We start from the raw sequence: 23,050 nt of genomic DNA, 5'->3' as shown, positions 1-23,050 counted from the left end.
CTTGGTTATGATGAATGGGTTAGTCTGCGTCGATTTCGATGGTCTCTTCGTCCACCTCGACAAACTCGTCGAGCAGCCCAGACTCTCCACCCTGACGACCGTCGAGAATGGCATCGGCTACCAGCGAGGCATACAGGCGAATGGCGCGGGTTGCATCATCATTACCGGGGATGGGAAAGTCGATGAGCAACGGATCACAGTTGCTATCCACCACACCGATCACCGGGATACCCAGCTTTCGGGCTTCCAGAACGGCGATATTTTCATGACCAACATCGATGACAAAGATGGCATCCGGCAGACCGTTCATGTCCTTGATGCCACCGAGGCTGCGCTCCAGCTTGTCGCGCTCGCGAGTCAGGGTGAGCCCTTCTTTTTTGGTGAGTTTTTCCATGGTGCCATCCGCCGTCATCTGATCCAGTTCATCGAGACGACGAATGGACTGACGGATGGTCTTGAAATTGGTCAGGGTACCACCCAACCAGCGCTGATTCACGAAGAAGGCGCCGCTGCGTCGAGCTTCCTGCTCGACGGCCTCGCGCGCCTGGCGTTTGGTACCGACAAAAAGGATGCGGCCGTGCTTGCGGGAAATCTGTTCGACAAAGCTGAGCGCCGTGCGCAGCATGGGCAAAGTGTGTTCGAGATTGATGATGTGAATGCGATTACGCTCACCGAAAAGGTATGGTGCCATTTTCGGGTGCCAGTAACGGGATTGGTGACCAAAGTGGACGCCGGCTTCCAACAGGGCGCGCATGGTAACATTGCTGCTCATAGGGTTTTCTCCAGTATTCAGGGTTATGATCCGCCACGCGCCCCATGCAGCCATCCTTACGGACACCCGGCTGCCCTGTATTGGCACGTGTGAGTATTAGGCCTAAGCCCAGCGCTTTTTAGCACAAAACCGGGGGCTCTGGCAAATCATCCGACGTATGCGAATCAGGCATCTGCCCTGCCCTGCTGGGGCGACCGCGGCGCTTCATTCACCATGGCGCCGATGCCACCACCAGTACGCCAACGCTACAGCGATCAACAGCAGCAGGAGCACAATCTGCACATGTTGAACGCTTTTCAGCAGACTCCGCAGCGAGGCGCCAAGGGCGTATCCGATCCCGGCGATGGCGGCCGCCCACACCGCTGCGGCGGCCGGGTTCATCCACAGATAACGCTGCGCTGGATAGCGATGCACCCCTAGCAGGATGGGGGTAATGGTGCGGGTACCATAGATAAAACGGAAGAACAGCGTCACCCAGTCACCAAACCGGCGGATCAAACCCTCGGCCTGGCCCACGTGGCGGCGCAGAAAGCGCGGCAGCATATTCAGCAGGCGTTCGCCATAACGGTAACCAAGCTGGTAAAGCACCTGATCGTTGAGCGTGCTACCCAGCCAGGAGACGAATATCACCAAGGGGAGATCCAGTACTCCGGCATGGGCCAGGGCACCGGCAACAATCACGACAGCCTCCCCCTCGAGCAGCGTGCCAATGAAGAGAATCCAGTAACCGTACTGGCGCAGAAAGGCGATGATCATATCCAGGGTGATAGGTTGAAGACGCAGCCAGCCCAGCATCTCGTTGATCACATCAATGGTTGCATCCTCCCCGATCGGCCGGGAGCGTCTCCGGCATGGGCAACAATAACAAAGGTGCCGACAGACGCAAATCGGTTCGGGGGCTGATCTAGCAAGCCATCGAGACCGCGTCGCTATTCCGCAGGAATATTCATTGACTTCAGCGGTATCGTAGGCCGACCGGCAAAGCGCTGGCCATGGCCTCCAGCAAAAAACTCGCCAAATGCCGCTGGGTCAGGCTTGCCACCAGCGGTTACCACTGCAGGTGGAAATCCGGCGTGATCCATTCCTGCTCCTGTTCGAGATCAGCGGCCAGCAGCGGCATATCCGTCAGCCAGCGCGCTGGCAGGTGCAGGACGACATGCCGGCCGGTCACCGTCAAATCCGGCGGGGCCACCAGCGGGAGTGCGCCCCGATGGAAAAGGATGGCCAGGCGAAGCAGGATCGCCAACTGCTGAAGAGGCACCACATCCTCTGCAGCCACTCCCAAAGAACGCAACTGAGCAAGACCAGGCAAGCGTTTACGCTGGGCACGGAGCAATGCCGCAACGACACCCTGCTCACGGCGCGAAAAACCCGCGATATCCGCGTTCCGCCAGACATATTCACCATGCTTGTGATATCCGGAATGGGCGATGTCCAGACCGATATCGTGGGTTAAGGCGGCCCAGCGCAGCCATTGCTGATGGCCTTCGTGGAGCGGCCAGGTCCCGGTCGCAGAGGTAAAAAAGCGTTCCGCCCACCGCGCCACGCTCTGATTACGCAATACCTGGCTGTGAAAACGTTCCTGCAGGCTGCAGATGCTCATCTCACGGGTATCTTCCTGATGGATGCGGCCAAGCAGATCGTAAATGGCCCCCTCGCGCAATGCTCCCTCGGAAAAGCGCATTTCCTGCAGACCCAATGACTCGAAGAGCGCAAAAAGGATGATGAAACCGCCTGGGAAGACTGCGGCACGATCGGGCTTCAGGCCTTTCAGCCGAGTCAACGCACGCACCGAACCAAGACGCATCAGCTGTTCACGCAGCCAGTGCATGCCTGCGCGGGTGATGCGCGGGCCCTGACCGCCCTCGGCAAGGATACGGCCAATCGACTTGATCGTGCCAGATGAACCCACAGCCTGATCCCAGCCGTGACTGGCAAAGTCCTCCAGCATGGGTTCCACCGCCATGCGTACCCGCTTTTCCAGGCGCTCACAGGCAGGTGCTGCAATCTGCTCATCGGGGAAATAGGCACGGGTGGAGGCCACGCAGCCGAAATGCAGACTCTCCCGCAGGTCAGGGATAAACCCTTGGCCCGCGATCAATTCGGTGCTGCCCCCTCCGATATCCACTACCAGACGTCGTTCACGGGCGTCCACCGCAAGACTGTGCGCGACACCCAGATAGACCAGACGGGCTTCTTCACGGCCGGCCACGATTTCCAGCGGATAGCCGAGGGTGTTTTCAATAGCACGGACAAAACCTTCCGTAGCGCTCGCCTGACGCAGGGTATTGGTGCCGATTACCCGCACCCGCTCCGGACGAATGCCTCGTAGACGCTGCCCGAAGCGTGCCAGACAATCCAGCGCGCGTTTTTCGACTTCCGGATCGAGACTGCCGTCGTCGCGCAAGCCCTCCGCCAGGCGAACGCCTTCGCGCAAACGATCATGCAGACGGATATCAGAGCCGATTTCTTCTGCTACCACCATATGGAAAGAGTTGGAACCCAGGTCCACCGCCGCCAGAAAATTTTCGAGCCCTGCTGTGGCTGCGGATTCTGCCACCGCTATTTCCCCTGGATGCTTTGTTCTACCTCGTCCAATGGAAGATGCCGGACACTTTTCCCTTTGGCAAGATAAATGACGTATTCGCAGATGTTCCGGGCATGATCTCCAATACGCTCGATGGCTTTGGCGATAAAGAGCGCATCAATGGCCGGGGTGATGGTGCGCGGATCTTCCATCATGTAGGTAATCAGACGGCGCAGGGCAGAGCGGTATTCCTGATTGAGCACCTCATCGCCTTTGGCGACGGCAATGGCTTCCTCCGCATCCGCACGGGCCAGGGCATCCATGGCGCGGCGCAACATATTCAGGGCATAGTCGGCCATGACGCCCACGTCTCTGAGAAAGGCCGGATTGTCGTTGCGCGCGCCATGTCCCATAGCCAAGGCCATATCGGCAATCTTGCTGGCCTTGTCGCCCATACGCTCCAGATCCGCGATAGTCTTGATCAGGGTCATCACCAGACGCAGATCGCTGGCGGCAGGCTGACGCGTAGCCAGAATGTTGATGCACTCCTCTTCAATACGCACCTCGTAACCATTCACCTCGTGGTCACGCCCGATCACTTCACGGGCCAGTTCGGCATCTGGCTCCTGCAGTGCCTTGATAGCATTCGTGATCTGCTCCTCCACCACACCGCCCATGGCGAGCACCAGGGCGTGGACCTCATGGAGTTCTTCATCAAAACGCTGGGAAATATGTGGTTCTTTGTCCATAGCTGCGCTCCTTAACCGTAGCGACCCGTGATGTAGTCTTCAGTCTGCTTCTTGCTGGGATTAGTGAATAACTGATGGGTGGAATCAAATTCCACCATCTCGCCCATATACATAAATGCGGTATAATCAGATACTCGCGCCGCCTGTTGCATGTTATGGGTGACGATCAGGATGGTAAACTGATTCTGCAGTTCGCTCACCAGCTCTTCAATCTTGAGGGTGGCGATGGGGTCCAGTGCGGAGGTCGGTTCATCGAGCAGGATCACCTCCGGCTTCACCGCCACCGCGCGCGCGATACACAGGCGTTGCTGCTGCCCACCGGACAACCCCAGCCCGCTCGTCTTGAGTTTGTCTTTCACCTCTTCCCAGAGGGCAGCATGGCGCAACGCCTGCTCCACCCGCTCGTCCATCTCCACTTTGCGCAATTTTTCATAGAGCTTGATGCCAAAAGCAATATTGTCATAGATGGACATGGGGAAAGGCGTTGGCTTCTGAAACACCATGCCGATTTTAGCGCGCAGCATATTCACATCCATGCCGGGAGCGAGAATATTCTCACCATCCAGCAGCACTTCGCCGGTCGCCCGTTGCCCGGGGTATAGGGAATACATGCGATTAAATACCCGCAGAAGCGTCGACTTGCCGCAACCCGACGGCCCGATGAACGCGGTCACCTGATTCTCAGGTATTTCCAGATTGATATCTATGAGGGCCTTGTTGCTCCCGTAAAAAAAGTCCAGGTGGCGGACGGATATTTTGGTTTTCTGGGGTTCCGACATTAACGCGGGCTCCTGTCTTTGATAAGAAAGCGGGAAACAAGGCTCAAGACTAGCACAGCCATGGCAGCTATCAACGCGCCCGCCCAGGCCAGATGCTGCCATTCCGGATAAGGACTCATGGCAAATTGAAAGATGACTACCGGGACATTGGCGATCGGTTTGTCCAGATTCGTGCTGAAAAACTGATTACTGAGCGCCGTGAACAGCAGTGGTGCGGTCTCGCCACTGATTCTCGCCACCGCCAGTAGAACCCCGGTGAGTATACCAGAACGTGCGGCCCGGTAACTCACCTGAACGATCATCTTCCAGTGAGGCGCTCCCAAGGCCAGAGCCGCCTCGCGCATGGTGCCAGGGACCATGCCCAGCATCTCATCCGTAGTGCGCAGGACGACCGGTAAAAGCAAAATAGCCAGTGACAAAGCCCCGGCAAGACCCGAGAAGCTCCCCATGGGCACCACCACCACTGCGTAAATAAACAGACCGATCACGATGGAGGGTGCGCTGAGCAGAATATCATTAAAAAAACGGATGACTGCCGCGAGTCGGCTGCCTTGCGCAAACTCCGCGAGATAGGTGCCGGCCAGGATTCCCACAGGGGTACCAATCATCACCGCCACGCCGATCATCAGCAGGCTGCCCACGAAGGCATTGCGCAAGCCCCCGATACTGCCAGGCGCCGGCGTGTCACCTGTAAACAGTTCCAGGTTGAGGGCGCCAGCACCATAAGAGAGAGTGGTCCAAAGAATCCAGACCAGCCAGAAGAGGCCAAACAGCGTCGTTGCCATGGCCATACCCAGATTGAAGATATTCCAGAAGCGGCGGCGCAGGTAACGGGCGTTCCTGGCCGTATTCATAAACCCACCTTCCCTTGTCCCTGACCGAGACGCCAGAGCATCAGTTTGGCCAACACCAGCACCACGAAGGTAATGATGAAGAGAATGAAACCCAAGGCCATGAGCGCCGACTTGTACATGGGTGAAAAGGCCTCCGCAAACTCGTTCGCCAGCGCGGCGGCGATGGAGTTTCCGGCGTCGAGCAGAGAGATATGGAGGTCGTGGGCATTACCGATCACAAAGGTTACCGCCATGGTTTCACCAAGGGCACGGCCCAGACCGAGGAATACTCCGCCGACTACCGCCGTACGGGTATAAGGGAGAACCACATGGCGTGCCACTTCCCAGGTCGTGGCACCCAGGCCATAGGCCGACTCTTTGAGCAGCGCTGGCACGACCAGAAAAACATCGCGCATGATCGCGGAAATAAAGGGGATCACCATGATGGCCAGAATAATACCGGCAGTCAGCATACCAATGCCCATCGGCGGACCGCGAAACAGTGCCCCGACAGCCGGCAGAGCACCCAGATGGTCATTGAGCCAAGGCTCTGCGCTGCCCAAAACCGGCGCAAAGACGAAAAGACCCCACATGCCGAAGATGATACTGGGGATACCCGCCAGCAGTTCAATGGCGCTGCCGACCGGTTGGCGTAACCATTCGGGTGCGAGTTCGCTGATAAATAACGCGATGCCGAAACTGATGGGCACGGCGATCAGCAGGGCGATCAGGGAGCTGACCAAAGTTCCGTAAATCGGTACCAGAGCGCCGAAGTTCTCGGTAACCGGATCCCAGCTATCGCTCCAGAAAAAAGCGAAGCCAAACCGATGAAAAGCTTCCCACCCGCGCAAAAACAGGGACAACGCCACCCCGACCAGCAGGAGCAGGACCAAAAAGGCGAGCCCGGCCGTCAGCCAGCGGAATCTCCGGTCCATGGCATGCAGGCGTCGTGATCGCGCGGGGTTGATGCGAGATGGCACTGCGGGGGACGGCACCGTCGCCGCCATCCGTATTCCCGACTCTGCATCGCGGGTATCGTCCATATCTTAGCTCACTGGCCCAGATTCCTTTTCCAGTACGCCTCAATCTGCGTCACCGTAGTTTTTGGTAATGGCACATAATCCAGGCCCCTGGCTTCCGCTTGCGCCTGCGGGGCTGTCAGGAACCAGCGTGCAAACTTCAGGACTCCCGCATTGACCGTCTTATGGGCATCCTGGCGCATCAGGATGTAAGTCGCAGCGGAAATGGGCCAACTCTGGGCACCCGGCTGGTTGGTGAGAATCACGTAGAAATCCTCTACCTTGGTAAAATCCGCATTTGCCGCGGCGGCCTGGAAAGTAGCCAGATCAGGGGCCACCACCTTGCCCGCAGCATTGATCATTTTGCCGTAAGCCATGTGATTTTCCTTGGCGTAGGCATATTCCACGTAGCCGATGGCTCCAGGAATCCGCTGTACATATGCGGCGACGCCCGCATTGCCCTTGCCACCCACACCGACGGGCCAGGAAACAGCCGTGTTATCGCCCACCCGTTGCTTCCATTCCGGGCTGACCTTGGCCAGATAATTGGTAAAGTTGAAGGTGGTTCCGGAACCGTCAGAACGATGGACCACCGTGATATTCATATCCGGCAGATGAACGCCCTTATTGAGGTCGGCAATGGCCGCGTCGTTCCATTTCTTGATCTTGCCCAGATAAATACCGGTGAGTACGGCGCCGTTGAAGGTCAGTTCACCGGGCTTTATACCGGGGACATTCACGACGGGGGTAATGCCAATAATCACAGCCGGAAACTGGACGAGCTGGTCTTTGTTGAGATATTCAGGCTGGAGAGGCATGTCGCTGTTGGCGAAAGCGACGGTTTTGGCCTTGATTTGGGCAATCCCGCCACCGGAACCGATGGCCTGATAATTCACCATGATGCCGGTTTTCTGTTTGTAAGTTTCCGCCCATTTGGACAGGACGGGATAAATGGCTGTGCCGCCTGCGGCGGAAATGGTTTCCGCCTGCGCCAGCCCTGCCACACCCAGGCTCATCACCCCCAACACAAAAGCCACACCCTTGATCTTCATGATATCACGCCCCCTATACAGGTTTAATGAAAAGCTGCACAGAGACTATAGCAAGGTTTTATTACTGTTTTATGACACTGCGGAGTCGGAAGGAAAGCTGCGGGCGAGATGGAGCGGAAAATGCGCAGTAAAAGTGGTTCCCTTACCCACTTCACTAGCCACTTCCAGATACCCCTGATAACGCTCGACAGCGTGACGGACAATGGCCAGTCCCAGCCCCGTACCCCCCATGCGTCGGGAGCGACCTTTGTCCACCCGATAAAAACGCTCGGTGATACGCTGCAAGTGCTCGGCAGCGATACCGTCGCCGGTATCCTGCACCACCAAACGCAGATCGCCCGAGCGACGTTCCCAGCGCACGCTGACGGTGCGGTCCGCCGGGGTATATTTGATGGCGTTTTCCAACAAGTTTCGGATGATACTGGTCAGATCGATGGTTTCTGCGAAAATGCCCAAGTCGCCATCCAGCGCCGTGTCGATCTGCAACCGTTTTTGCACTATGGCGGGGGCCAGGGTGTCCAGGGTGTTGTGTATCATAGCCGCGATCATGAGCGTTTCGCAGTGTTCCGGATTCGCCTCGGCGGCCTCCATACGTGCCAGAGACAGCAAGTCTTCGACCAAAGACTGCATGCGCAGCGTCTGCTGTTCCATGAGACGGAGTTGACTACTCACCTCATCGTCGGCAGCGATGGGACTGTCCAGCATGTTTTCCAGGAAACCGCGTACCACCGTCAGCGGGCTGCGCAACTCATGGGAGACATTGGCTACGAAGTCCTGACGGACCTGTTCAAGCTGACGGATACGGGTCACATCCCGGAAGATGACCAAAGCACCCGCATCGGCGAGGGGATAACGCATGCCCTCCAAAATCTGTTGTGCATCTGCCGGGGCCGGGAGCTGCAGGCTGGGTGGCCCTTCGCCGGCGAGAAAGGCGCGCAGATGCGGAGTCCGCAGCCAGAAAGCCAGCGGCTTGCCCGCGTCATCGGGCCATTGCAGTTGCAGCAAGCGGATACCCGAAGGATTCACCCAGAGCAATTGGCCACGCTCGTCCATCAATACCACAACATCGGGCATCGCCTGCAAGGCGTCACGCAACTGTACGATCTGGGCGCTGAGCTGGCGGTGCTGCGCCTCCTGATCACGTCGCCAGTGGTAGCCCTCGGCAAACGTCTCCTCCCACATCCCCCCCGCTAGCGGTGGCAACGAGGTAGACGGGTTACGGAACCAAGCGCTGAAACTCAGGGATTGCTGGCGATGCCATCCGACCCAGAGCGCCAGCAAGAAAGCGATGATCACCAGTGGGAGGTAGGACCAGGCGTGCAGATCATCGGCGGCCAGAAAAATTGGAATCAACGCCCAGAGCGCCAAGGGGTAAAACCAGGCACGGAGGTACTTCACGCCGGAAAGATATGCCGGGGTGTGCTGCGGCCTGCTGAATGCGCAAAAACCGCCACACCAGTCATCGCTCGTCCACCACTTCCCGCTGGAAACCCAAAGCACTACAGCGATAGCCTTCGCCCCTGACAGTTTCGATGATCTGGGCGTAACCGTGGTGCTCCAGCCCCCGACGCAAGCGGCGAATGTGGACGTCGACCGTGCGCTCTTCGACAAAACTCTGCCGCCCCCAGATCTGATCGAGCAGCATATCCCGCGAAAAGACCCGTTCCGGATTGGTCACAAAAAGACGCAAAAGACGAAACTCGGTTGGCCCGAGATGAACCTGTACCTCATCGGCGTAGACCCGATGCGCGCGCAGATCCACCTGCAGACCGCCAAGCCGCACCCGGCCCGCCGCCGTACCACCGTAACTGCGCCGCAGCAGGGCATTGACCCGCGCCACCAGTTCCCGCGGAGAAAAGGGTTTGGCCAGATAATCATCCGCACCTGATTCCAGACCATGCACCCTGTCACCCTCTTCACCGCGCGCGGTAAGGAGGATGATGGGCAGCTTCCGGGTCTCTTCACGACGGCGCAGCATACGGCACCATGCCAGGCCATTTTTGCCGGGAAGCATCCAGTCGAGCACCAGCAACTGCGGCCCCCAGGTCTGGAGTACCGCTTCCGCCGATTCGACGCTGCCCTCACAGCGAACGTCAAAGCCATTACGCTGCAGGGTAACGCGCAGGAGTTCCTGAATGCCTTCCTCATCCTCCACTACCAGGACACGGGAGGATACCTTGTCTTCGTCCATACCTGCCTTTTGTCCGGATACGCCCACTGTCCGCTTATTGTGGCGCAAGCCCTGGCGGAATGCCAAGACGTTGCACACCAAAATAACCCCGTCAGTACAGGATGGGAAGGATCATGTTCTCAGGCGCGGCGGGCACGACCCGAAGGCACCGCTCCTGAACCGGGCCGACCTCGCCCTGCGGCCTGAGCTGGACGACGCGCCGCCGCTGACGGTGCATGACCGGAGAAAGACTGCCGCGGCTCGAAACCGATGACGATCTCCCGGTCGAAGGAGCGCCGCAGGAGCTTCTCCACGTCCTGTAACTGCTTACGCTCCTCGCTGCTCACCAGCGATACGGCCTGGCCGTTGTTACCGGCGCGACCGGTCCGTCCGATACGATGGACATAATCTTCCGGCACATGAGGAAGTTCAAAGTTCACCACGTGGGGCAGCTCGCTGATGTCGATACCGCGAGCGGCGATATCCGTCGCCACCAGGACCTGCACTTTGCCTTCCTTGAACTCCGCCAGGGCGCGGGTACGGGCGCCCTGGCTCTTATCGCCGTGGATTGCCATCGCCTGCATGCCATCCTGCGATAAGTGCCTGGCAAGGCGGTCGGCACCATGCTTGGTACGAGTGAAAACCAGCACCTGCCCCCATTGATGTTCTTCGATCAGATGGGAAAGAAGCTCGCGTTTGCGGTCCTGATCGACGGCAAAAACCCGCTGGGCGACATTATCGGCAGTGGCATTGCGTGCCGCGACCTCAACACTGGTCGGGTTGTTCAACAGGCCATCGGCCAGCCCACGGATTTCCGGCGAAAACGTCGCCGAGAACAGCAGGTTCTGGCGCTTTTTCGGCAATACCGCAAGGATGCGCCGGATGTCACGGATAAAGCCCATGTCGAGCATGCGATCGGCTTCGTCGAGCACCAGAATTTCGACGTGAGAGAGGTCGACACTGCGCTGCTGGATATGATCCAGCAGGCGACCGGGGGTGGCTACCAGGATATCTACGCTGCGGCGCAGTTTCTGCATCTGGGGATTGATCTTGACCCCACCGATGAGCACCAGGGAGCGCAGGGGAAGATAGCGCCCGTACAACTGCACGCTCGCCTCCACCTGCGCCGCCAGTTCGCGGGTGGGGACCAGAATCAGCGCACGCACACTGGAAGGAGCGCGTGACGCACTACCTGCGGTAACCGCCAGTTTGTGCAGGATGGGCATGGCAAACGCGGCAGTCTTGCCGGTACCCGTCTGTGCACCCGCCAGCAGATCGACACCGGACATGACTACCGGGATGGCCTGTTCCTGAATAGGGGTGGGACTGGTGTAGCCACGTTCGGCAGCCGCACGCCAGATAGGCTCAGAAAGGCCCAGAGATTCAAAAGACGACATAAGTTTTACTCCGAAAACACCGGCCTCGCCACAAGGGCGCCAGTCTATGGCAGACGCTTCATAAAGGTGGGGACCAGTGCGACGCGCGTCATACAGACTGAGGCATGACGGCAAGCGCACTCTAACAGAACAGATTACCCATTACGAGTGATAAATGGTGACGGCCATATCCGGCAAAGCGCTGGGCTGCCCAGGAGACCATCAGGGACCGCCCTGGGGCTGCCGCGACTTGTCCGGAGGCCCCCGATCTGGATGCTGTCCGGGGCGCTGCGGAGGTGGCGCGAAGCGTGGCCGCTGCCCTTCCGGAGCCTGCGCCCTGTACCCCGGAAAAGCCTGCGGAGGAGGTGAAACGAATCGCCCCGGCATACCCATGGGTACGCGCGGTGGCGGCGGAGGAGGTGAAACGAATCGCCCGGGCGCACCCATGGGTACGCGCGGTGGCGGCGGCAAAGGTACACCCACAGGCGGTCTGGGTGGCAACGGTATCCCGCGGCGCATGGGCGGCGGCGGCGCCGCAAAATAACGGTAATAATAGGACCGTGGATAGTAGTTCCACAGTTGGGTCTGAAAATATAATTGCGGGGTGTAATACTGGGCGTAAGCACCGGGTGGATACCAGTAGCCAACCGCAGGGTAACCGCTGTAATACCCTTGGCCTCTATAAGCATAATAATCATAGCCGGTGGGGTATACGGCGCAACCCGCACCCGCCCCGAGAAGCAAGCCGACCATGACCACGAAACGTGATTTTTTCATACGTCTCCTTCCATAGGATGATCCAGCAGATGCAAAAGGCGCTGAATATCGGCCAGAGGCATATCCAGATCCCGGCAGTGGCACACAAAGGCGGGCCGCTCCAGATGCGCCGGACCATAAACGCGATAGCCGTTTGCCCGTCGGCCTGGGGGGCTCAGAAGACCCATCCGTTCATCGTAACGGATGGTGTCCGGACTCACCCCTGATGTCTGCCCCAAAGCGCCAATTTGCATAAAGCCCCCACAAGGGAAACCGCTATATCATACCCCCTTGACCCTGGAGTGGCGCCAGGGTTTTTAATACGTCATATTCAACCAAAATGCTGAGGAATGCCATATGGCACACGACCACACCGATCATACAGAATCCCCGCATACCCATGCGCCCCCTCATGATCACGGACACCACCATGGAGCGCATGGTCATGCCCCCGTGAATGGCCGTGCTTTTGCGATCGGCATTGGACTCAATCTGAGCTTCGTACTGACCGAGGCGGTGTTCGGGGTGCTTGGGCATTCCCTCGCGCTGCTGGCAGACGCCGGCCATAACCTCAGTGACGTTCTGGGGCTGCTCATGGCCTGGGGAGCGAGTGCCCTTGCCAACCGCCCCCCTTCGGGGCGATTTACCTATGGACTACGCAGTTCTTCCATTCTCGCGGCGCTGGCGAATGCCGTCTTTTTGCTGGTGGTCACCGGCGGAATCGCCTGGGAAGCCATCGAGCGACTGCTGCACCCGGCCTCTGTAGCAAGTGTCGTCGTAATCGGTGTGGCGGCCTTCGGGGTAGTGATCAATACGGGAACCGCCCTGCTCTTCCTATCGGGACGAAAAGGCGACTTGAATATCCGCGCGGCGTTTTTGCACATGGCAGGCGATGCAGCCATCTCTTTTGGCGTAGTTGTTGCGGGGATCGTGATGCTGTTCACCCACTGGTTCTGGCTGGACTCTGCGGCCAGTCTGCTTATCAGCGCATTGATTGTGATGGCCACCTGGGGTTTATTGCGTGACTCCGCCCATCTGGCGCTGCACGGCGTCCCCCCGGGTATCGACACCGACGCGGTACGGGTTTATTTGCTTGGGATACCCAACGTCACGGCCGTGCATGACCTGCATATCTGGGCCATGAGCACCACCGAAACTGCGCTGACTGCGCATCTGGTCATGCCCGACGGCTATCCCGGCGATGCGCTGCTCCATGAAATCGGTGAAGAATTGCGCGCGCATTTTCAGATCGTCCATCCTACCTTGCAAGTGGAAACAGGCGATCCGGGCCATCCCTGCAAGCTGGCCGGGGAGCATCTGGTATAAGTTTGGTGGCAGACCCGGACATGGCCCATACCGGGCGTGCCAGAGTCTGCGCCTCCACCGCACCTCATTGATCTCAATGCAGACCGGACAGATAAGCCGCCACCTCCCGCATTTGCCGGTTGGTCAGCTTTTCCGCCACGGGCTGCATGATGGGATTCACCCGGTTTCCATCATGCAGATAGGTTAGCTGCTGAACGATATATGCATATCGCTGCCCGGCCAGTCGCGGGAATATCCCTCGACCTGTCGCGTTCACGGCGTGGCAGGCCATACACGCGGGAACACCCTGTGCAGCGACCCCCTGCAGGAATATCTGCTTACCCGCGGAGACTCCGGGACGTGGCGAGGATGCGCTGTGCATGGGCGATTGCGCCGCATAATACTTCGCAACCGACTGGATTTCCTTCTGACTCATGGCCTGCGCGACCGGCCACATGTAAATCTGCGCATTTTGATCCGCACGGGTATGCGCCTTGAACTGCTTCAGCTGCCATGCCAGATATTGCACCTGTTGGCCGCTCAGGCGCGGAACCATCGGATAGATGGTATTTTCGCCGGTCTGCCCGTGGCAGATCATGCATGACTGATGGACAGATTGTGGCACCTGCGCCAGTGCTGGACCTGCGCTCAATATCGCCAACGCTACGGCGGCAGTGCAGATAACACCCTTCTTTTGGGAAGGAGCGAAACGGCTCGATGATAATACAGGATACATAGCCCACCCCCTCCTTAAAATGAAATCCAGGTCAGCAGCTCCAGCGTATTGTATGCCGAGGCGCCGAAACTCGTGGCCGTACTGTTCGTCAGCCCGCGAAATTGGTTAAACATGGTATACCGCAACGAGAATCTGGTGTTCCACCAGGGCAAATAAGACGCCTCGATCCATTCTCCGTTGGTATCCGGAGACCCATTATGGGAATAGCTCGTTCCCCAGAGATCAGGGTTGGCAGAACCCCAGGTGTCCAGATATCCACCGGATACACCATAATGATCATGATACCAGTAGGAACCATTTATATTGAGAGAGTTGAGATGTCCAGTTGCCGTACTGGAAAGATTACTGGTCGGACCACCAAAAGCGCCAAAGCCCTGATCCTCGTGTATCCAGTCCGCGTGCAATGTGACATTGCTGTTGTCCGTCGTATCCAGCCATTGCAATTGGCTATCCAGATCAAAATCATCGAAACTGTCTACCGGGCCGCCTTTGGTATTGGGACTATCATACAGGCGACTCCACATCCCATAGGTACCGACTTCCCAGTTCCAGTTACCCCAGTCGCGCTGATAGGCCAGACGAACATAGGGAGCGACACCCTGCATTCTGCCGTCATTAGCATATCCGAATGCTCCTCCGGAGTTCGCCTGTACACCAATACCGTCCGCGTTGGTGTATCCGTCCGCCTCGAAGTAGAGCCAGTTGGCCTTATCCTGCCCAAAAATATAGGCTTCGTAAGTGCCGATACCCGCAAGAGGATAACCGGCGCCATGCGCCCCTTCGATAAAGGTGGTGGGTATCTGCCGGATGGCACTATATTTGGAACTCGAAAATGGCGCATACCAGTCTGGTACCGTGTTGTAGATGTCCGGCTCGGTCGGCGTATTATTCACTTCGACACCGGTGATCAGCAGTTGATCGGGACCCAGGTTCCATGGGTGCGCCCAACGGATGTCGCTGTCGTCCATACCGAAACCGCCTCTGCCGCTGTATGTCAGATGCAGGAATGCACCGATATGGGGGGTGATTTCCCCCGCATAGAACAAACTCACCTGTTGCGGAAATTGAATGTCATTCTGGTTACCCGGCGGGTTGGATACCCCCGCCCCATTAAAGGCCGCCTGGCCCCCGGCCACATTGGCATAGCTCGCCTGAAAAAAAATCGAAAACTGGGATACGCGCATCAGCAGAAGTGCGGTGCTTTTTCCAAACTTTGCTTCCAGTTTCTGCTGCCGCTGAACATTATTACTGGTATACCCCAGCAGCTTGAACATACGACCCATGGGGGTGAGTTGAGGATAGGATGTATGGCACGTTGCGCACGACCAGCCAGTCTGACGAGCGAATGTCGGCAATGCCCACGCATTGCCCGAACATGCGGCCACCCCGACCATAAATGTAGCGCATGTAGCCCAACGAATTTTGTGCTTCCACTGCATGCTGCTCCGCGACTCAATTTTCATATTTGATCTCCCTTTTTTTGTTTCTTCCTTTCCCGGGCTGCAAACCCACACCTGCCTTTGTTGCCCCCTTCGTTAACGATTCGCGCCGAAAGACAAATCCCCGACATCGAAAACATCCCAAACGTTACGAACCACCATTCGCCTTGTTAGCATTCATAAACATGGTGATTCACTGATACAGATTCACAAAAAAGAACCACGGCCATCGCGCTGATCGCCTTTGACCGGAATACGCAGTCCTGCGACCACCGCACAGGCACTCCGCCTGATTGGGACCCGGAGCGTATGGAAAACCCATCCATCACCACTCGATGCCGAACAGATGCATGTAACAAATATGTTAACATGCGTTTATCGTTTTGTATGATGCAGGTTTAATTCTTTTTCAGCCGGATGTCAACCCATCGACAGGACTTATCCGCGACAGATTCGCCATGCCATTAAATAAGATAATAATCAATTAGATAAACGATCCAAAAATTATTCTATGTGCACATTATTGGGTATTGTGGATCGTGCTTAGGCGCCAACTCAGGAAACCGTTCAATACGGTACCTCGATGATCGCGAACAAGCAGGTCTGGCGCAGACCTGTCGCAGCCAGGGCTACGCCGGAGCGATCTGCGACAATTTCCATCACACGGAAATCAAGGTGATGGAGGTGTCATGCGCCAATAATGATGAGGACCGGGTGGAGAACTGCGCGGTACCCGTTGCGTATCTGGATGTTCATCTGGAACTGGTGCGATGAGGGGCGGATGATGTACCCGCGGGGTTCGAAGCAGACTTGCCGCCCGCGACGGCAACAGCGTAAAACGCCTGCAGACGTTCAGCCATGGCCGGTTCGGTCCATTGGGTGGCCAGTTGTCTGGCTTCCTGCGCCATCCGCGCGCGCAGCATGTCATTGGATAAAATGCCGGCACAGACCTCGGCAAAACCGGACGCTTGGGCCGGTGCGGGTCGTGTGCCGCGGCCACTGGTCACAAAGTCCGCCGCACCCATGGCCGCAATGGCGACGAGAGGTAGCCCCGCCGCCAGGGCTTCAAGCAATACCATGCCCTGCGTCTCGGTTTCCGAGGCGAACACCAGAAGATCGGCGGCGGCATAGGCATCCCGCAAGTCCGTGTCATGGTCCAGATAGCCGAGAAAGCGAACCTGCTCCGTCAGATCCTTCTCCACGACCTGCTGTTCCAGGGATTCCCTGAAAGGGCCGTCGCCCGCCAGAAGCAAGAGGATATCCGGAAAAATCGCGCGCAGGTGCCCGACCACTTCCAGCAGCAGGGCGATGTTCTTTTCGGGAGCGATCCGCCCGGCATAAAGCAGTACCAAACGGTCTGCCGCGATGCCGTGGCGATCGCGAAAGGCGGACCGATCCCCCGTTGTCTGCACAGTCAGATCAATGCCGGTGGGGATGACCCGGATCGGGGTATTGACGCCGTAGCCCCAGAGCACGTTCGCCATGGCCATGGAGGGCACGATCACACCATCTACCGCCTGGCACTGCTGACGTGAGGGGATCCGGGCCAGGGCTTGGCGCAGGATTTTGGGTATGCCCGCATAATAGTGACCGATGTAGGCCTCAAAATAGGTGTGGTAGGAGCTCAGGACCGGTATCTCCAGCCTACGGGCGAGATGGGTGCCCATATAATGGGCGGCAAAGGGGGTTTGGACATGCAGCAGGTCATAGCGACGGGCGGCCAGCTCACGGGACATGCGCAGGAGTGCCCAAGGCCACATCAATCGCTCTTCGGGATAAAAACCCGTTTTCCAGGCCGGCACACGCATGATGCCGGAATCATCGTTCGGCACGGAAGACCCATAATCGGGGACCAGCAGATCCACCGTGTGTCCAAGTCCCTGCAGCCCCCTACGAAAGCTGCGAATCGAGGTGGCGACCCCGCTGATGCGGGGGAAATAGGTATCGGAGAGCATCAGTATGCGCATCGGGGTGTCCTTGCGAAAGTGATTCAAGTGTCATTACGGCGGAGCAGGTTCGGATCCTAGTTGTTCGCGATAGGCGGCTTCGAGCACGTCGAAACTGTGCACCCAGCTCTGGGATTCGGCCCGCAGACGACCGGCCGCACCGAACTTTTGGCGGAGACCGGAATCCTTGCTGAGGAGTTGTAACATGGGGGCCCAGTCACTGCCCGGAGGCAGGAGCAGTCCATGAACCGCATCACTCACCTGTTCGTTCACCCCAGGGCAATCATAAGCGAGGATCGGCAGGCCGCTGGCTTCGGCTTCGAGCACCACATTCCCGAAGGTTTCACTGCAGGAGGGGAAGCAGAACAGATCGGCGCTGGCATACCAGCGCGCCAGATCCATGCCCTGCTGCATGCCGACACAGAGAATGCCTTCTTGGGAGAGGCGGCTGAACCCTGGGCGCAAGGGACCGTCGCCCACCAGCACGAGCACCGCTGTGAGACCGTTCCGGCGCAATGTGCGAAAGGCAGTGATGAGCGGTGTGAGATTCTTTTCGGGAGCCAGTCGCCCCACATACAGCAAGAGTCGGCCCTCCGGCCCCAGGCCCAAGCTTTCCCGCAGCGCATCGTCCCGCCATTGGGGATGAAAACGCACGGTATCCACGCCTCTACCCCAACGGCGTAATTGCTGAAATCCTTGCGCCTGCAGACGATCCAATGTGCTCTGGCTGGGAACCAGCGTGAGTTTGCCCGCATTATGAAAGGCGCGCAGATAAATTCTCGCCCCGTGGCCCAGCAGGGATAACCCGTAATGTGCGGCATACTGATCAAAATTGGTATGGAAGCTGGTTACCGCGGGAATGTGCAGACGCCGTGCGGCGATGAGGGCGGCGAGGCCCAAAGGACCTTCCGTAGCGATATGGACGATCTCGCTGCCCCAATCCCGCAACCAGCGCTGCAGGGTGATAGGGGTGGCACACCCGATGCGCACCTGGCGGTAAAAAAAGAGGGGCAGCGCGGGCATGAGGCCCGGACTCGGGGATTCCCCCGCTTGTCGCGGACGGATGAGGGTGACCTCATGGCCTCGGGCCTGCAAGGCCTCGACGGCGCGCCCCAGGGTGATGGCCACCCCATTGATCTCGGGCGGGTAGGTCTCCGTAACCAGGGTGACCCGCATCGCGGTTTCCGTCATGCGCCACTGGTCTCGGGCGAGAACCGGACAGCCGCGATCCGCATGCACTCCAGGATCTCCAGCAGAGCTGCTCCCGCCATTCCACGCGGTACGGCCATATTCAGTACCTGCCCATACCAGCGCAAGGGGTGCCCTCCAAGCTACTGTGAGAAAGGTTTCTTGCCCACGGACGGGTACTGTTGAGCATCACCACCCTACCGCTCTGCGGCAAGCCCTTCCCGGTCTATGTCCTGTTCGGCGGCGAGCCAACAGGCTTCCGCCTGGTCGGCCGGGAATCCTTTCTGTTCCGCCAGAAAATAGGCAGCCTCGGCGATCCGGTGATGCCGAAGCTCAGGGTCGCTCATCATCGGTGCGGCTACGGAAGCCGGCGTTTCGGGGAGCGGGACGGGACTGAACGGGACTTGTTCATGGCTATCCGGTGTTTCGTGCATGGAGGTCATGGCATTCTCCTGAATATCCGTAGATGGGCGATACCGAAGTGTCATCGTGAATCATACCGATCGAATGTGACAGTTTCGTGAACGTCTGCGGAATACCTGACCTGCGCATAGGCGTGAGCTATTCAGAAAAGCTGGGAGGGTTCCCGCTGGTTTGATGTTGACCTAGTGCATCTCTTCCCAGGTTTGCGGCTATACTACCGGGGCAAAAAATCCTCAACCTCGACCTGACCAGGGGGTCTCATGCCGCCGCACACTGCGCCGAAGAATGCTGAGGAGCCGCTCGGTGTCTTCTGCCGCGCCATTTTTATTTCCGATATTCATCTGGGCACTCGAGGCTGCCAGGCGGAGGCTTTGCTCTCCTTTCTGCGTCATTACCACTGCGAATACCTGTATCTGGTGGGAGACATCCTCGACCTCTGGCAACTCAAGCGCCGCTGGTACTGGCCGCCCGCGCACAATACGGTGGTACAAAAGATCCTTCGTCTCGCCCGGCATGGGGTGCAGGTACGCTATGTACGGGGCAACCATGACCCGGTTTTTGAAATGCTTTCCGATCTCGTCCCTGTAGAGGGGGAACGTATCCTCCTGGGAGATATCCAGATCGTGGACAGCTGCGTTCACGAGACCGCCGACGGCCGCCGCTTATGGGTGATCCATGGGGATCAATTCGATGTGACGATGCGGTACGCTCCCTGGCTTACCCGGCTCGGGGATCACGGCTATACGCTGCTCCTTTTCATCAATCGCCGGTATCAATGGGCGATACGCCGCATCGGTCTGCATAGTCGCTGGTCCCTGAGCGCGACCATAAAACGCCGCGTCAAACAGGCGGTGCAGTTCATTGGCGACTATGAACAGGTCTTGGCGCAGGCATGCCGCCGGGAGGGCTACGAAGGGGTCATCTGCGGCCATATTCATCATGCGGAGATCAAGGAAATCGAAGGCATCCTGTATCACAACGACGGCGACTGGGTGGAGAGTTGCACGGCGCTCGTGGAACACGCAACGGGGCGCCTGGAACTGGTGCACTGGGATGAGGAATCCCAGGTCTCCCTGCATTGAGGTACCCATAGGTCTCGGAACCAGCCCGAGCACCTCGGCCACAGTCAGGTAATCACGTGACACGACGTACTTCGCCAACTCACGGTGAGGCCGTCGAGCTCATCGAGGCTGGAGGCGAACGCCGCCATCCCGTGATATCTGAAAAATTCGGTGCTGAGTGACGATTACCTTGTCCGACGTGGTCGTTGGATGCAAAGGCAACTTTCGGCATTTCCAGCCTCCTGTCACTGACACCCCGGCGCTTCCCGGGAACGTGGTGTATCCCGCCAATAGCGGGACCGATAGGGCTTGACGCCCCGATGATGTGTAACAAGCTGATTGGCGAGATCGAACAAAACTTGCCGACTGCCGCCATAACCGACCCAAGGGCGGGCGAAACTGCCGTAATGGTCGTATAAGGTGGATGTCACCGAGTGGCTTGCCTGGTTCCTCGACACCCTTCATCGTGCCGTCGATCAAGCGCAACACACGCTCGCCGGATACGGCGCTGCGCGACATCAACGACCTGCTGGCGCGGGGCGTGCTGCAGAAAATGGATGCGGGCGGGCGCAGCACAAGCTATGTGTTGGATGAGCATCCAACGGGAATCGCCCCCTTGCCACTAGACGGTGCATAGTCCTCTTATAACCATATTCCCGATCAGTAACTTTTGTCGCATGCGGAGAATTGCGGCATCAATCTCCGCAAGAACTGCGGCGAATAGTTCGGCGCAACATATCGCTTGGCTCGTGGGCGGAACAGCGCCTTCATGGACTCCTGCCAACTCATTCGGAAGGAGCCAAAATGGAAGTCGTTCACCTCAACCAACAACAACTGGCCGCGCGCTGGCATCTCAGCGAGGCCTGCCTTGAGCGCTGGCGCAGCGAAGGCATCGGGCCGAAATTCATGAAGCTGAAGGGGCGCGTGCTGTATCGGCAGGTCGACATCGAAGCCTACGAGAAGTCGTGCCTGGCGACGTCGACCAAGACAGCAGAGGCTCAAACCAGTGCTGGCTGACCTGTTGATGCCACGTGTTGACAACAGCTACACGCGCATCTATCATTTGTGTATCTGTTGTATTTACACGAGAGGTTGCTATGCGTGCCGCTGCCATCAATTTACGAGCCTTGCCGGAGCAGCGTGATCTCATTGATCACGCCGCCAACCTGTTAGGCAAAAACCGTTCGGACTTCATGCTGGAAGCCGCCTGCGAGCGTGCGCAATCGGTACTGCTCGATCAGGTGTTTTTTGGGCTGGATGCGGAAAAGTTCCGGCAGTTCACCGCCATGCTCGACGCACCGCCTCGTGGCAACGAAGGTCTTGAGCGTCTGATGGCAGTCAAGGCGCCATGGGAAAGCAATCAAGCATGAGTTTGAAGCTATCCGCGCCGCAGCCACTTGCGGCCGTGCACCTGTTGGGCGACTTCGAGAGCGGTGAGCCTGCACTGGATGAGTGGTTAAAACGCCGGGCGATGAACAACCAGCTCACCGGGGCCAGTCGAACCTTTGTGGTCGTTGATGAAGAAAATCGGGTGCGCGGCTTCTACGCCATGGCGGCTGGCGCAGTCGCACATCAAGTGGCGACTAGCTCGGTTCGTCGCAATATGCCCGATCCGGTTCCCGTCATGGTGCTCGGTAGGTTGGCGGTGGATAGTCGAGCGCAAGGCATCAAGCTGGGGGCGGCCATGCTGCAGGACGCGGTGAAACGTGCCATCACCGTATCGCAGAACACGGGGGTTCGTGCACTGCTGGTTCATGCGCTCCACGAACGCGCCAAACAGTTCTATGAGCACTACGGCTTTCAGGAGTCACCACAACATCCGATGACGCTGATGTTGCGCCTGAATAGCATCAAGGCTTGATTGCTCCGACCGAGGACTGTTCCGTTTCGTCGCCAGTTATCAACAACTACCAACGTGTTGCAACGTGAAAGGGTTCGCGGCGGCCGCCATGAACCAAATTGAAAGTCCGCAGTCCACAAGCGCGGACCCATCAAGCGGTTTATGCAAAATCAACAACTTACCGTCAGGCCGCGCGGACTATTTCGAACTCTTGCGGGTTCCAGAAAGATCACCTGGCGCTCTACGGCGTAAAGAACGCGCTGCTGGCCCCGGGTTATCGATCGCCAGATTCACAAAACATCATGGGCAAGGCCGACTGACGCGCCACGCAATATAGAACAACCGACTTTGACTGGATTTCCTACATGCCCTTAACCCTGCCACAGCTAGAACGCCACATCTTCAAAGCCGCCGGCATCCTGCGCGGCAAGATAGATGCCTCCGAGTTCAAGGAATACATCTTCGGGATGCTGTTCCTCAAGCGCTGCTCCGACGTGTTCGAACAGCGCCGCGCCGAAGTAATCCAGCTCGAAATCGATGCGGGCAAAACGCCCGCCGAAGCGGAAGCCTCGGCCGAGAACAAGCGTTGGTACAAGAAGGATGGCTACTTCCAGATGGTCTCATCTTCATAACGGGCCTCAATGCTTTGTTCACCCGCCTAACCGGTGAAGATCAGGAATTCAGCGGTGGAGTTGCGAATCAGTTTTTTGTCGCGGTCAGTCATGGCATGTTTCCCCTCATTCAACGTCCAGATAATCAATGCGGCCGAGCCGCAACAGATTTTCCTGGGCACGTTCAGCATTTTCGCGGACCTGAGGGTCTTCAGCAGTCAGTCAATGACCTGTTTGACGGAATCATTAAAAGTATCAACCAGTTTGCCGACGAGATCGCCGAGCAGCGGTTGCGGGAAAAATGCAGGACACCGACGAGATCCGGAGAATGGGGGTAAGAATGCGGGCAACTGGTAGCCGGTTGCCACCCCAGTTACCAGGCCGGACGGCAACAATCGCAGACAATGCAATTGCATTGACATGGCAAGGCGATTGCATTATCATGCAAGACATCTGCACCTTTGACCG

The 23,050-nt window shown here is 58.0% G+C and carries 26 protein-coding genes; 7 read left to right on the top strand and 19 right to left on the bottom strand.

What is annotated here, in order from left to right; genetic code table 11:
* Positions 1–19: 19 nt before the first annotated feature.
* The 13 genes from rpsB to AFE_RS06685 all read right to left on the bottom strand — a co-directional run bounded on the left by rpsB (position 20) and on the right by AFE_RS06685 (position 12,287).
* On the bottom strand, positions 20–772 hold the full coding sequence (gene rpsB / locus AFE_RS06740) for a 30S ribosomal protein S2 (RefSeq protein WP_009564727.1): 753 nt from the start codon (positions 770–772) through the stop codon (positions 20–22).
* Between the two features lie 204 nt (positions 773–976).
* Entirely contained in the window at positions 977–1,579 is a 603-nt protein-coding gene (locus AFE_RS06735; protein WP_009564726.1) for a DedA family protein, read from the bottom strand.
* 241 nt (positions 1,580–1,820) lie between these two features.
* Complete coding sequence (locus AFE_RS06730; RefSeq protein ID WP_012536520.1) at positions 1,821–3,332, bottom strand: Ppx/GppA phosphatase family protein; 1,512 nt, start codon at positions 3,330–3,332, stop codon at positions 1,821–1,823.
* Positions 3,333–3,334: 2 nt separating this feature from the next.
* Positions 3,335–4,048, bottom strand: coding sequence for a phosphate signaling complex protein PhoU (gene phoU, locus AFE_RS06725; protein WP_012536519.1), 714 nt, complete (start codon positions 4,046–4,048; stop codon positions 3,335–3,337).
* 11 nt (positions 4,049–4,059) lie between these two features.
* Entirely contained in the window at positions 4,060–4,827 is a 768-nt protein-coding gene (pstB, locus tag AFE_RS06720) for a phosphate ABC transporter ATP-binding protein PstB (RefSeq protein ID WP_012536518.1), read from the bottom strand.
* Positions 4,827–5,681 (bottom strand): phosphate ABC transporter permease PstA, encoded by an 855-nt coding sequence (pstA, locus tag AFE_RS06715; RefSeq protein WP_012536517.1) that lies wholly within the window; start codon positions 5,679–5,681, stop codon positions 4,827–4,829. The genes pstB and pstA overlap by 1 nt, the downstream gene beginning before the upstream one ends.
* A complete protein-coding gene (pstC, locus tag AFE_RS06710) occupies positions 5,678–6,703 on the bottom strand; it encodes a phosphate ABC transporter permease subunit PstC (protein WP_012536516.1) in 1,026 nt (341 codons plus the stop codon). The genes pstA and pstC overlap by 4 nt, the downstream gene beginning before the upstream one ends.
* Positions 6,704–6,711: 8 nt before the next feature.
* Entirely contained in the window at positions 6,712–7,731 is a 1,020-nt protein-coding gene (gene pstS / locus AFE_RS06705) for a phosphate ABC transporter substrate-binding protein PstS (protein WP_012536515.1), read from the bottom strand.
* Positions 7,732–7,800: 69 nt separating this feature from the next.
* On the bottom strand, positions 7,801–9,129 hold the full coding sequence (gene phoR / locus AFE_RS06700; RefSeq protein WP_012536514.1) for a phosphate regulon sensor histidine kinase PhoR: 1,329 nt from the start codon (positions 9,127–9,129) through the stop codon (positions 7,801–7,803).
* 61 nt (positions 9,130–9,190) lie between these two features.
* Entirely contained in the window at positions 9,191–9,922 is a 732-nt protein-coding gene (phoB, locus tag AFE_RS06695) for a phosphate regulon transcriptional regulator PhoB (protein ID WP_012536513.1), read from the bottom strand.
* Between the two features lie 119 nt (positions 9,923–10,041).
* Entirely contained in the window at positions 10,042–11,298 is a 1,257-nt protein-coding gene (locus tag AFE_RS06690) for a DEAD/DEAH box helicase (RefSeq protein WP_012536512.1), read from the bottom strand.
* Between the two features lie 201 nt (positions 11,299–11,499).
* Positions 11,500–12,054, bottom strand: a complete 555-nt coding sequence (locus tag AFE_RS16065; RefSeq protein ID WP_012607066.1) for a hypothetical protein — start codon at positions 12,052–12,054, stop codon at positions 11,500–11,502.
* Positions 12,051–12,287 carry a MerR family transcriptional regulator gene (locus tag AFE_RS06685; protein ID WP_009561020.1) on the bottom strand — a complete coding sequence of 79 codons (237 nt, stop codon included), beginning with the start codon at positions 12,285–12,287 and terminating at the stop codon, positions 12,051–12,053. Before AFE_RS06685 ends, AFE_RS16065 begins: the two co-directional genes overlap by 4 nt.
* Before the next feature lie 103 nt (positions 12,288–12,390).
* On the opposite strand from AFE_RS06685, the gene AFE_RS06680 reads away from it, so the two are divergent.
* Positions 12,391–13,359, top strand: a complete 969-nt coding sequence (locus tag AFE_RS06680) for a cation diffusion facilitator family transporter (protein WP_012536510.1) — start codon at positions 12,391–12,393, stop codon at positions 13,357–13,359.
* Between the two features lie 73 nt (positions 13,360–13,432).
* Here the strand turns inward: AFE_RS06680 and AFE_RS06675 are convergent, their stop codons facing one another.
* The 5 genes from AFE_RS06675 to AFE_RS06655 all read right to left on the bottom strand — a co-directional run bounded on the left by AFE_RS06675 (position 13,433) and on the right by AFE_RS06655 (position 19,090).
* Complete coding sequence (locus AFE_RS06675; RefSeq protein ID WP_225487434.1) at positions 13,433–13,936, bottom strand: c-type cytochrome; 504 nt, start codon at positions 13,934–13,936, stop codon at positions 13,433–13,435.
* Positions 13,937–14,088: 152 nt separating this feature from the next.
* Positions 14,089–15,348 carry a cytochrome C gene (locus AFE_RS06670; protein ID WP_226834087.1) on the bottom strand — a complete coding sequence of 420 codons (1,260 nt, stop codon included), beginning with the start codon at positions 15,346–15,348 and terminating at the stop codon, positions 14,089–14,091.
* Positions 15,349–16,265: 917 nt separating this feature from the next.
* Complete coding sequence (locus AFE_RS06665) at positions 16,266–17,480, bottom strand: glycosyltransferase (RefSeq protein WP_012536508.1); 1,215 nt, start codon at positions 17,478–17,480, stop codon at positions 16,266–16,268.
* Between the two features lie 33 nt (positions 17,481–17,513).
* The gene (locus AFE_RS06660; RefSeq protein WP_225487432.1) at positions 17,514–18,698 is read right to left on the bottom strand and encodes a glycosyltransferase family 4 protein; all 1,185 of its coding nucleotides are present in this window, start codon (positions 18,696–18,698) and stop codon (positions 17,514–17,516) included.
* A gap of 146 nt (positions 18,699–18,844) precedes the next feature.
* Positions 18,845–19,090, bottom strand: a complete 246-nt coding sequence (locus tag AFE_RS06655) for a DUF2934 domain-containing protein (protein WP_009568482.1) — start codon at positions 19,088–19,090, stop codon at positions 18,845–18,847.
* A gap of 240 nt (positions 19,091–19,330) precedes the next feature.
* On the opposite strand from AFE_RS06655, the gene AFE_RS06650 reads away from it, so the two are divergent.
* The 6 genes from AFE_RS06650 to AFE_RS06625 all read left to right on the top strand — a co-directional run bounded on the left by AFE_RS06650 (position 19,331) and on the right by AFE_RS06625 (position 22,603).
* The gene (locus AFE_RS06650; RefSeq protein ID WP_012536506.1) at positions 19,331–20,152 is read left to right on the top strand and encodes a UDP-2,3-diacylglucosamine diphosphatase; all 822 of its coding nucleotides are present in this window, start codon (positions 19,331–19,333) and stop codon (positions 20,150–20,152) included.
* A 403-nt stretch (positions 20,153–20,555) separates the two neighbouring features.
* Positions 20,556–20,768 carry a hypothetical protein gene (locus AFE_RS06645; RefSeq protein WP_041645801.1) on the top strand — a complete coding sequence of 71 codons (213 nt, stop codon included), beginning with the start codon at positions 20,556–20,558 and terminating at the stop codon, positions 20,766–20,768.
* Positions 20,769–20,935: 167 nt separating this feature from the next.
* Positions 20,936–21,148 (top strand): helix-turn-helix transcriptional regulator, encoded by a 213-nt coding sequence (locus tag AFE_RS06640; RefSeq protein WP_009562915.1) that lies wholly within the window; start codon positions 20,936–20,938, stop codon positions 21,146–21,148.
* Positions 21,149–21,228: 80 nt separating this feature from the next.
* A complete protein-coding gene (locus AFE_RS06635) occupies positions 21,229–21,501 on the top strand; it encodes a type II toxin-antitoxin system TacA family antitoxin (protein WP_012536505.1) in 273 nt (90 codons plus the stop codon).
* Positions 21,498–21,992: a GNAT family N-acetyltransferase gene (locus AFE_RS06630; RefSeq protein WP_009565062.1), complete on the top strand. Its 495-nt coding sequence runs from the start codon at positions 21,498–21,500 to the stop codon at positions 21,990–21,992. The genes AFE_RS06635 and AFE_RS06630 overlap by 4 nt, the downstream gene beginning before the upstream one ends.
* 344 nt (positions 21,993–22,336) lie before the next feature.
* A complete protein-coding gene (locus tag AFE_RS06625; protein WP_012536504.1) occupies positions 22,337–22,603 on the top strand; it encodes a type I restriction-modification system subunit M N-terminal domain-containing protein in 267 nt (88 codons plus the stop codon).
* Between the two features lie 26 nt (positions 22,604–22,629).
* Here AFE_RS06625 and AFE_RS16455 read toward each other — a convergent pair whose 3' ends face one another.
* Complete coding sequence (locus AFE_RS16455) at positions 22,630–22,773, bottom strand: hypothetical protein (RefSeq protein WP_009569579.1); 144 nt, start codon at positions 22,771–22,773, stop codon at positions 22,630–22,632.
* Between the last annotated feature and the right edge of the window lie 277 nt (positions 22,774–23,050).

It is taken from the genome of Acidithiobacillus ferrooxidans ATCC 23270 (assembly GCF_000021485.1).
GTDB classification, from domain to species: Bacteria; Pseudomonadota; Gammaproteobacteria; order Acidithiobacillales; family Acidithiobacillaceae; genus Acidithiobacillus; species Acidithiobacillus ferrooxidans.
The sequence above is the reverse complement of the archived record's forward strand: the minus strand, read 5'-3'. Positions and strand labels throughout refer to the sequence as shown.

Coding starts and splice junctions, on each gene's coding strand:
- rpsB (WP_009564727.1), bottom strand. CDS start 772: ATGAGCAGCAATGTTACCATGCGCGCCCTGTTGGAAGCCGGCGTCCAC.
- phoU (WP_012536519.1), bottom strand. CDS start 4,048: ATGGACAAAGAACCACATATTTCCCAGCGTTTTGATGAAGAACTCCAT.
- pstB (WP_012536518.1), bottom strand. CDS start 4,827: ATGTCGGAACCCCAGAAAACCAAAATATCCGTCCGCCACCTGGACTTT.
- pstA (WP_012536517.1), bottom strand. CDS start 5,681: ATGAATACGGCCAGGAACGCCCGTTACCTGCGCCGCCGCTTCTGGAAT.
- pstC (WP_012536516.1), bottom strand. CDS start 6,703: ATGGACGATACCCGCGATGCAGAGTCGGGAATACGGATGGCGGCGACG.
- pstS (WP_012536515.1), bottom strand. CDS start 7,731: ATGAAGATCAAGGGTGTGGCTTTTGTGTTGGGGGTGATGAGCCTGGGT.
- phoB (WP_012536513.1), bottom strand. CDS start 9,922: ATGGACGAAGACAAGGTATCCTCCCGTGTCCTGGTAGTGGAGGATGAG.
- AFE_RS06690 (WP_012536512.1), bottom strand. CDS start 11,298: ATGTCGTCTTTTGAATCTCTGGGCCTTTCTGAGCCTATCTGGCGTGCG.
- AFE_RS16065 (WP_012607066.1), bottom strand. CDS start 12,054: ATGAAAAAATCACGTTTCGTGGTCATGGTCGGCTTGCTTCTCGGGGCG.
- AFE_RS06685 (WP_009561020.1), bottom strand. CDS start 12,287: ATGCAAATTGGCGCTTTGGGGCAGACATCAGGGGTGAGTCCGGACACC.
- AFE_RS06680 (WP_012536510.1), top strand. CDS start 12,391: ATGGCACACGACCACACCGATCATACAGAATCCCCGCATACCCATGCG.
- AFE_RS06675 (WP_225487434.1), bottom strand. CDS start 13,936: ATGATCTGCCACGGGCAGACCGGCGAAAATACCATCTATCCGATGGTT.
- AFE_RS06670 (WP_226834087.1), bottom strand. CDS start 15,348: ATGTTCAAGCTGCTGGGGTATACCAGTAATAATGTTCAGCGGCAGCAG.
- AFE_RS06665 (WP_012536508.1), bottom strand. CDS start 17,480: ATGCGCATACTGATGCTCTCCGATACCTATTTCCCCCGCATCAGCGGG.
- AFE_RS06655 (WP_009568482.1), bottom strand. CDS start 19,090: ATGACCTCCATGCACGAAACACCGGATAGCCATGAACAAGTCCCGTTC.
- AFE_RS06650 (WP_012536506.1), top strand. CDS start 19,331: ATGCCGCCGCACACTGCGCCGAAGAATGCTGAGGAGCCGCTCGGTGTC.
- AFE_RS06645 (WP_041645801.1), top strand. CDS start 20,556: ATGTCACCGAGTGGCTTGCCTGGTTCCTCGACACCCTTCATCGTGCCG.
- AFE_RS06640 (WP_009562915.1), top strand. CDS start 20,936: ATGGAAGTCGTTCACCTCAACCAACAACAACTGGCCGCGCGCTGGCAT.
- AFE_RS06635 (WP_012536505.1), top strand. CDS start 21,229: ATGCGTGCCGCTGCCATCAATTTACGAGCCTTGCCGGAGCAGCGTGAT.
- AFE_RS06630 (WP_009565062.1), top strand. CDS start 21,498: ATGAGTTTGAAGCTATCCGCGCCGCAGCCACTTGCGGCCGTGCACCTG.
- AFE_RS06625 (WP_012536504.1), top strand. CDS start 22,337: ATGCCCTTAACCCTGCCACAGCTAGAACGCCACATCTTCAAAGCCGCC.
- AFE_RS16455 (WP_009569579.1), bottom strand. CDS start 22,773: ATGCTGAACGTGCCCAGGAAAATCTGTTGCGGCTCGGCCGCATTGATT.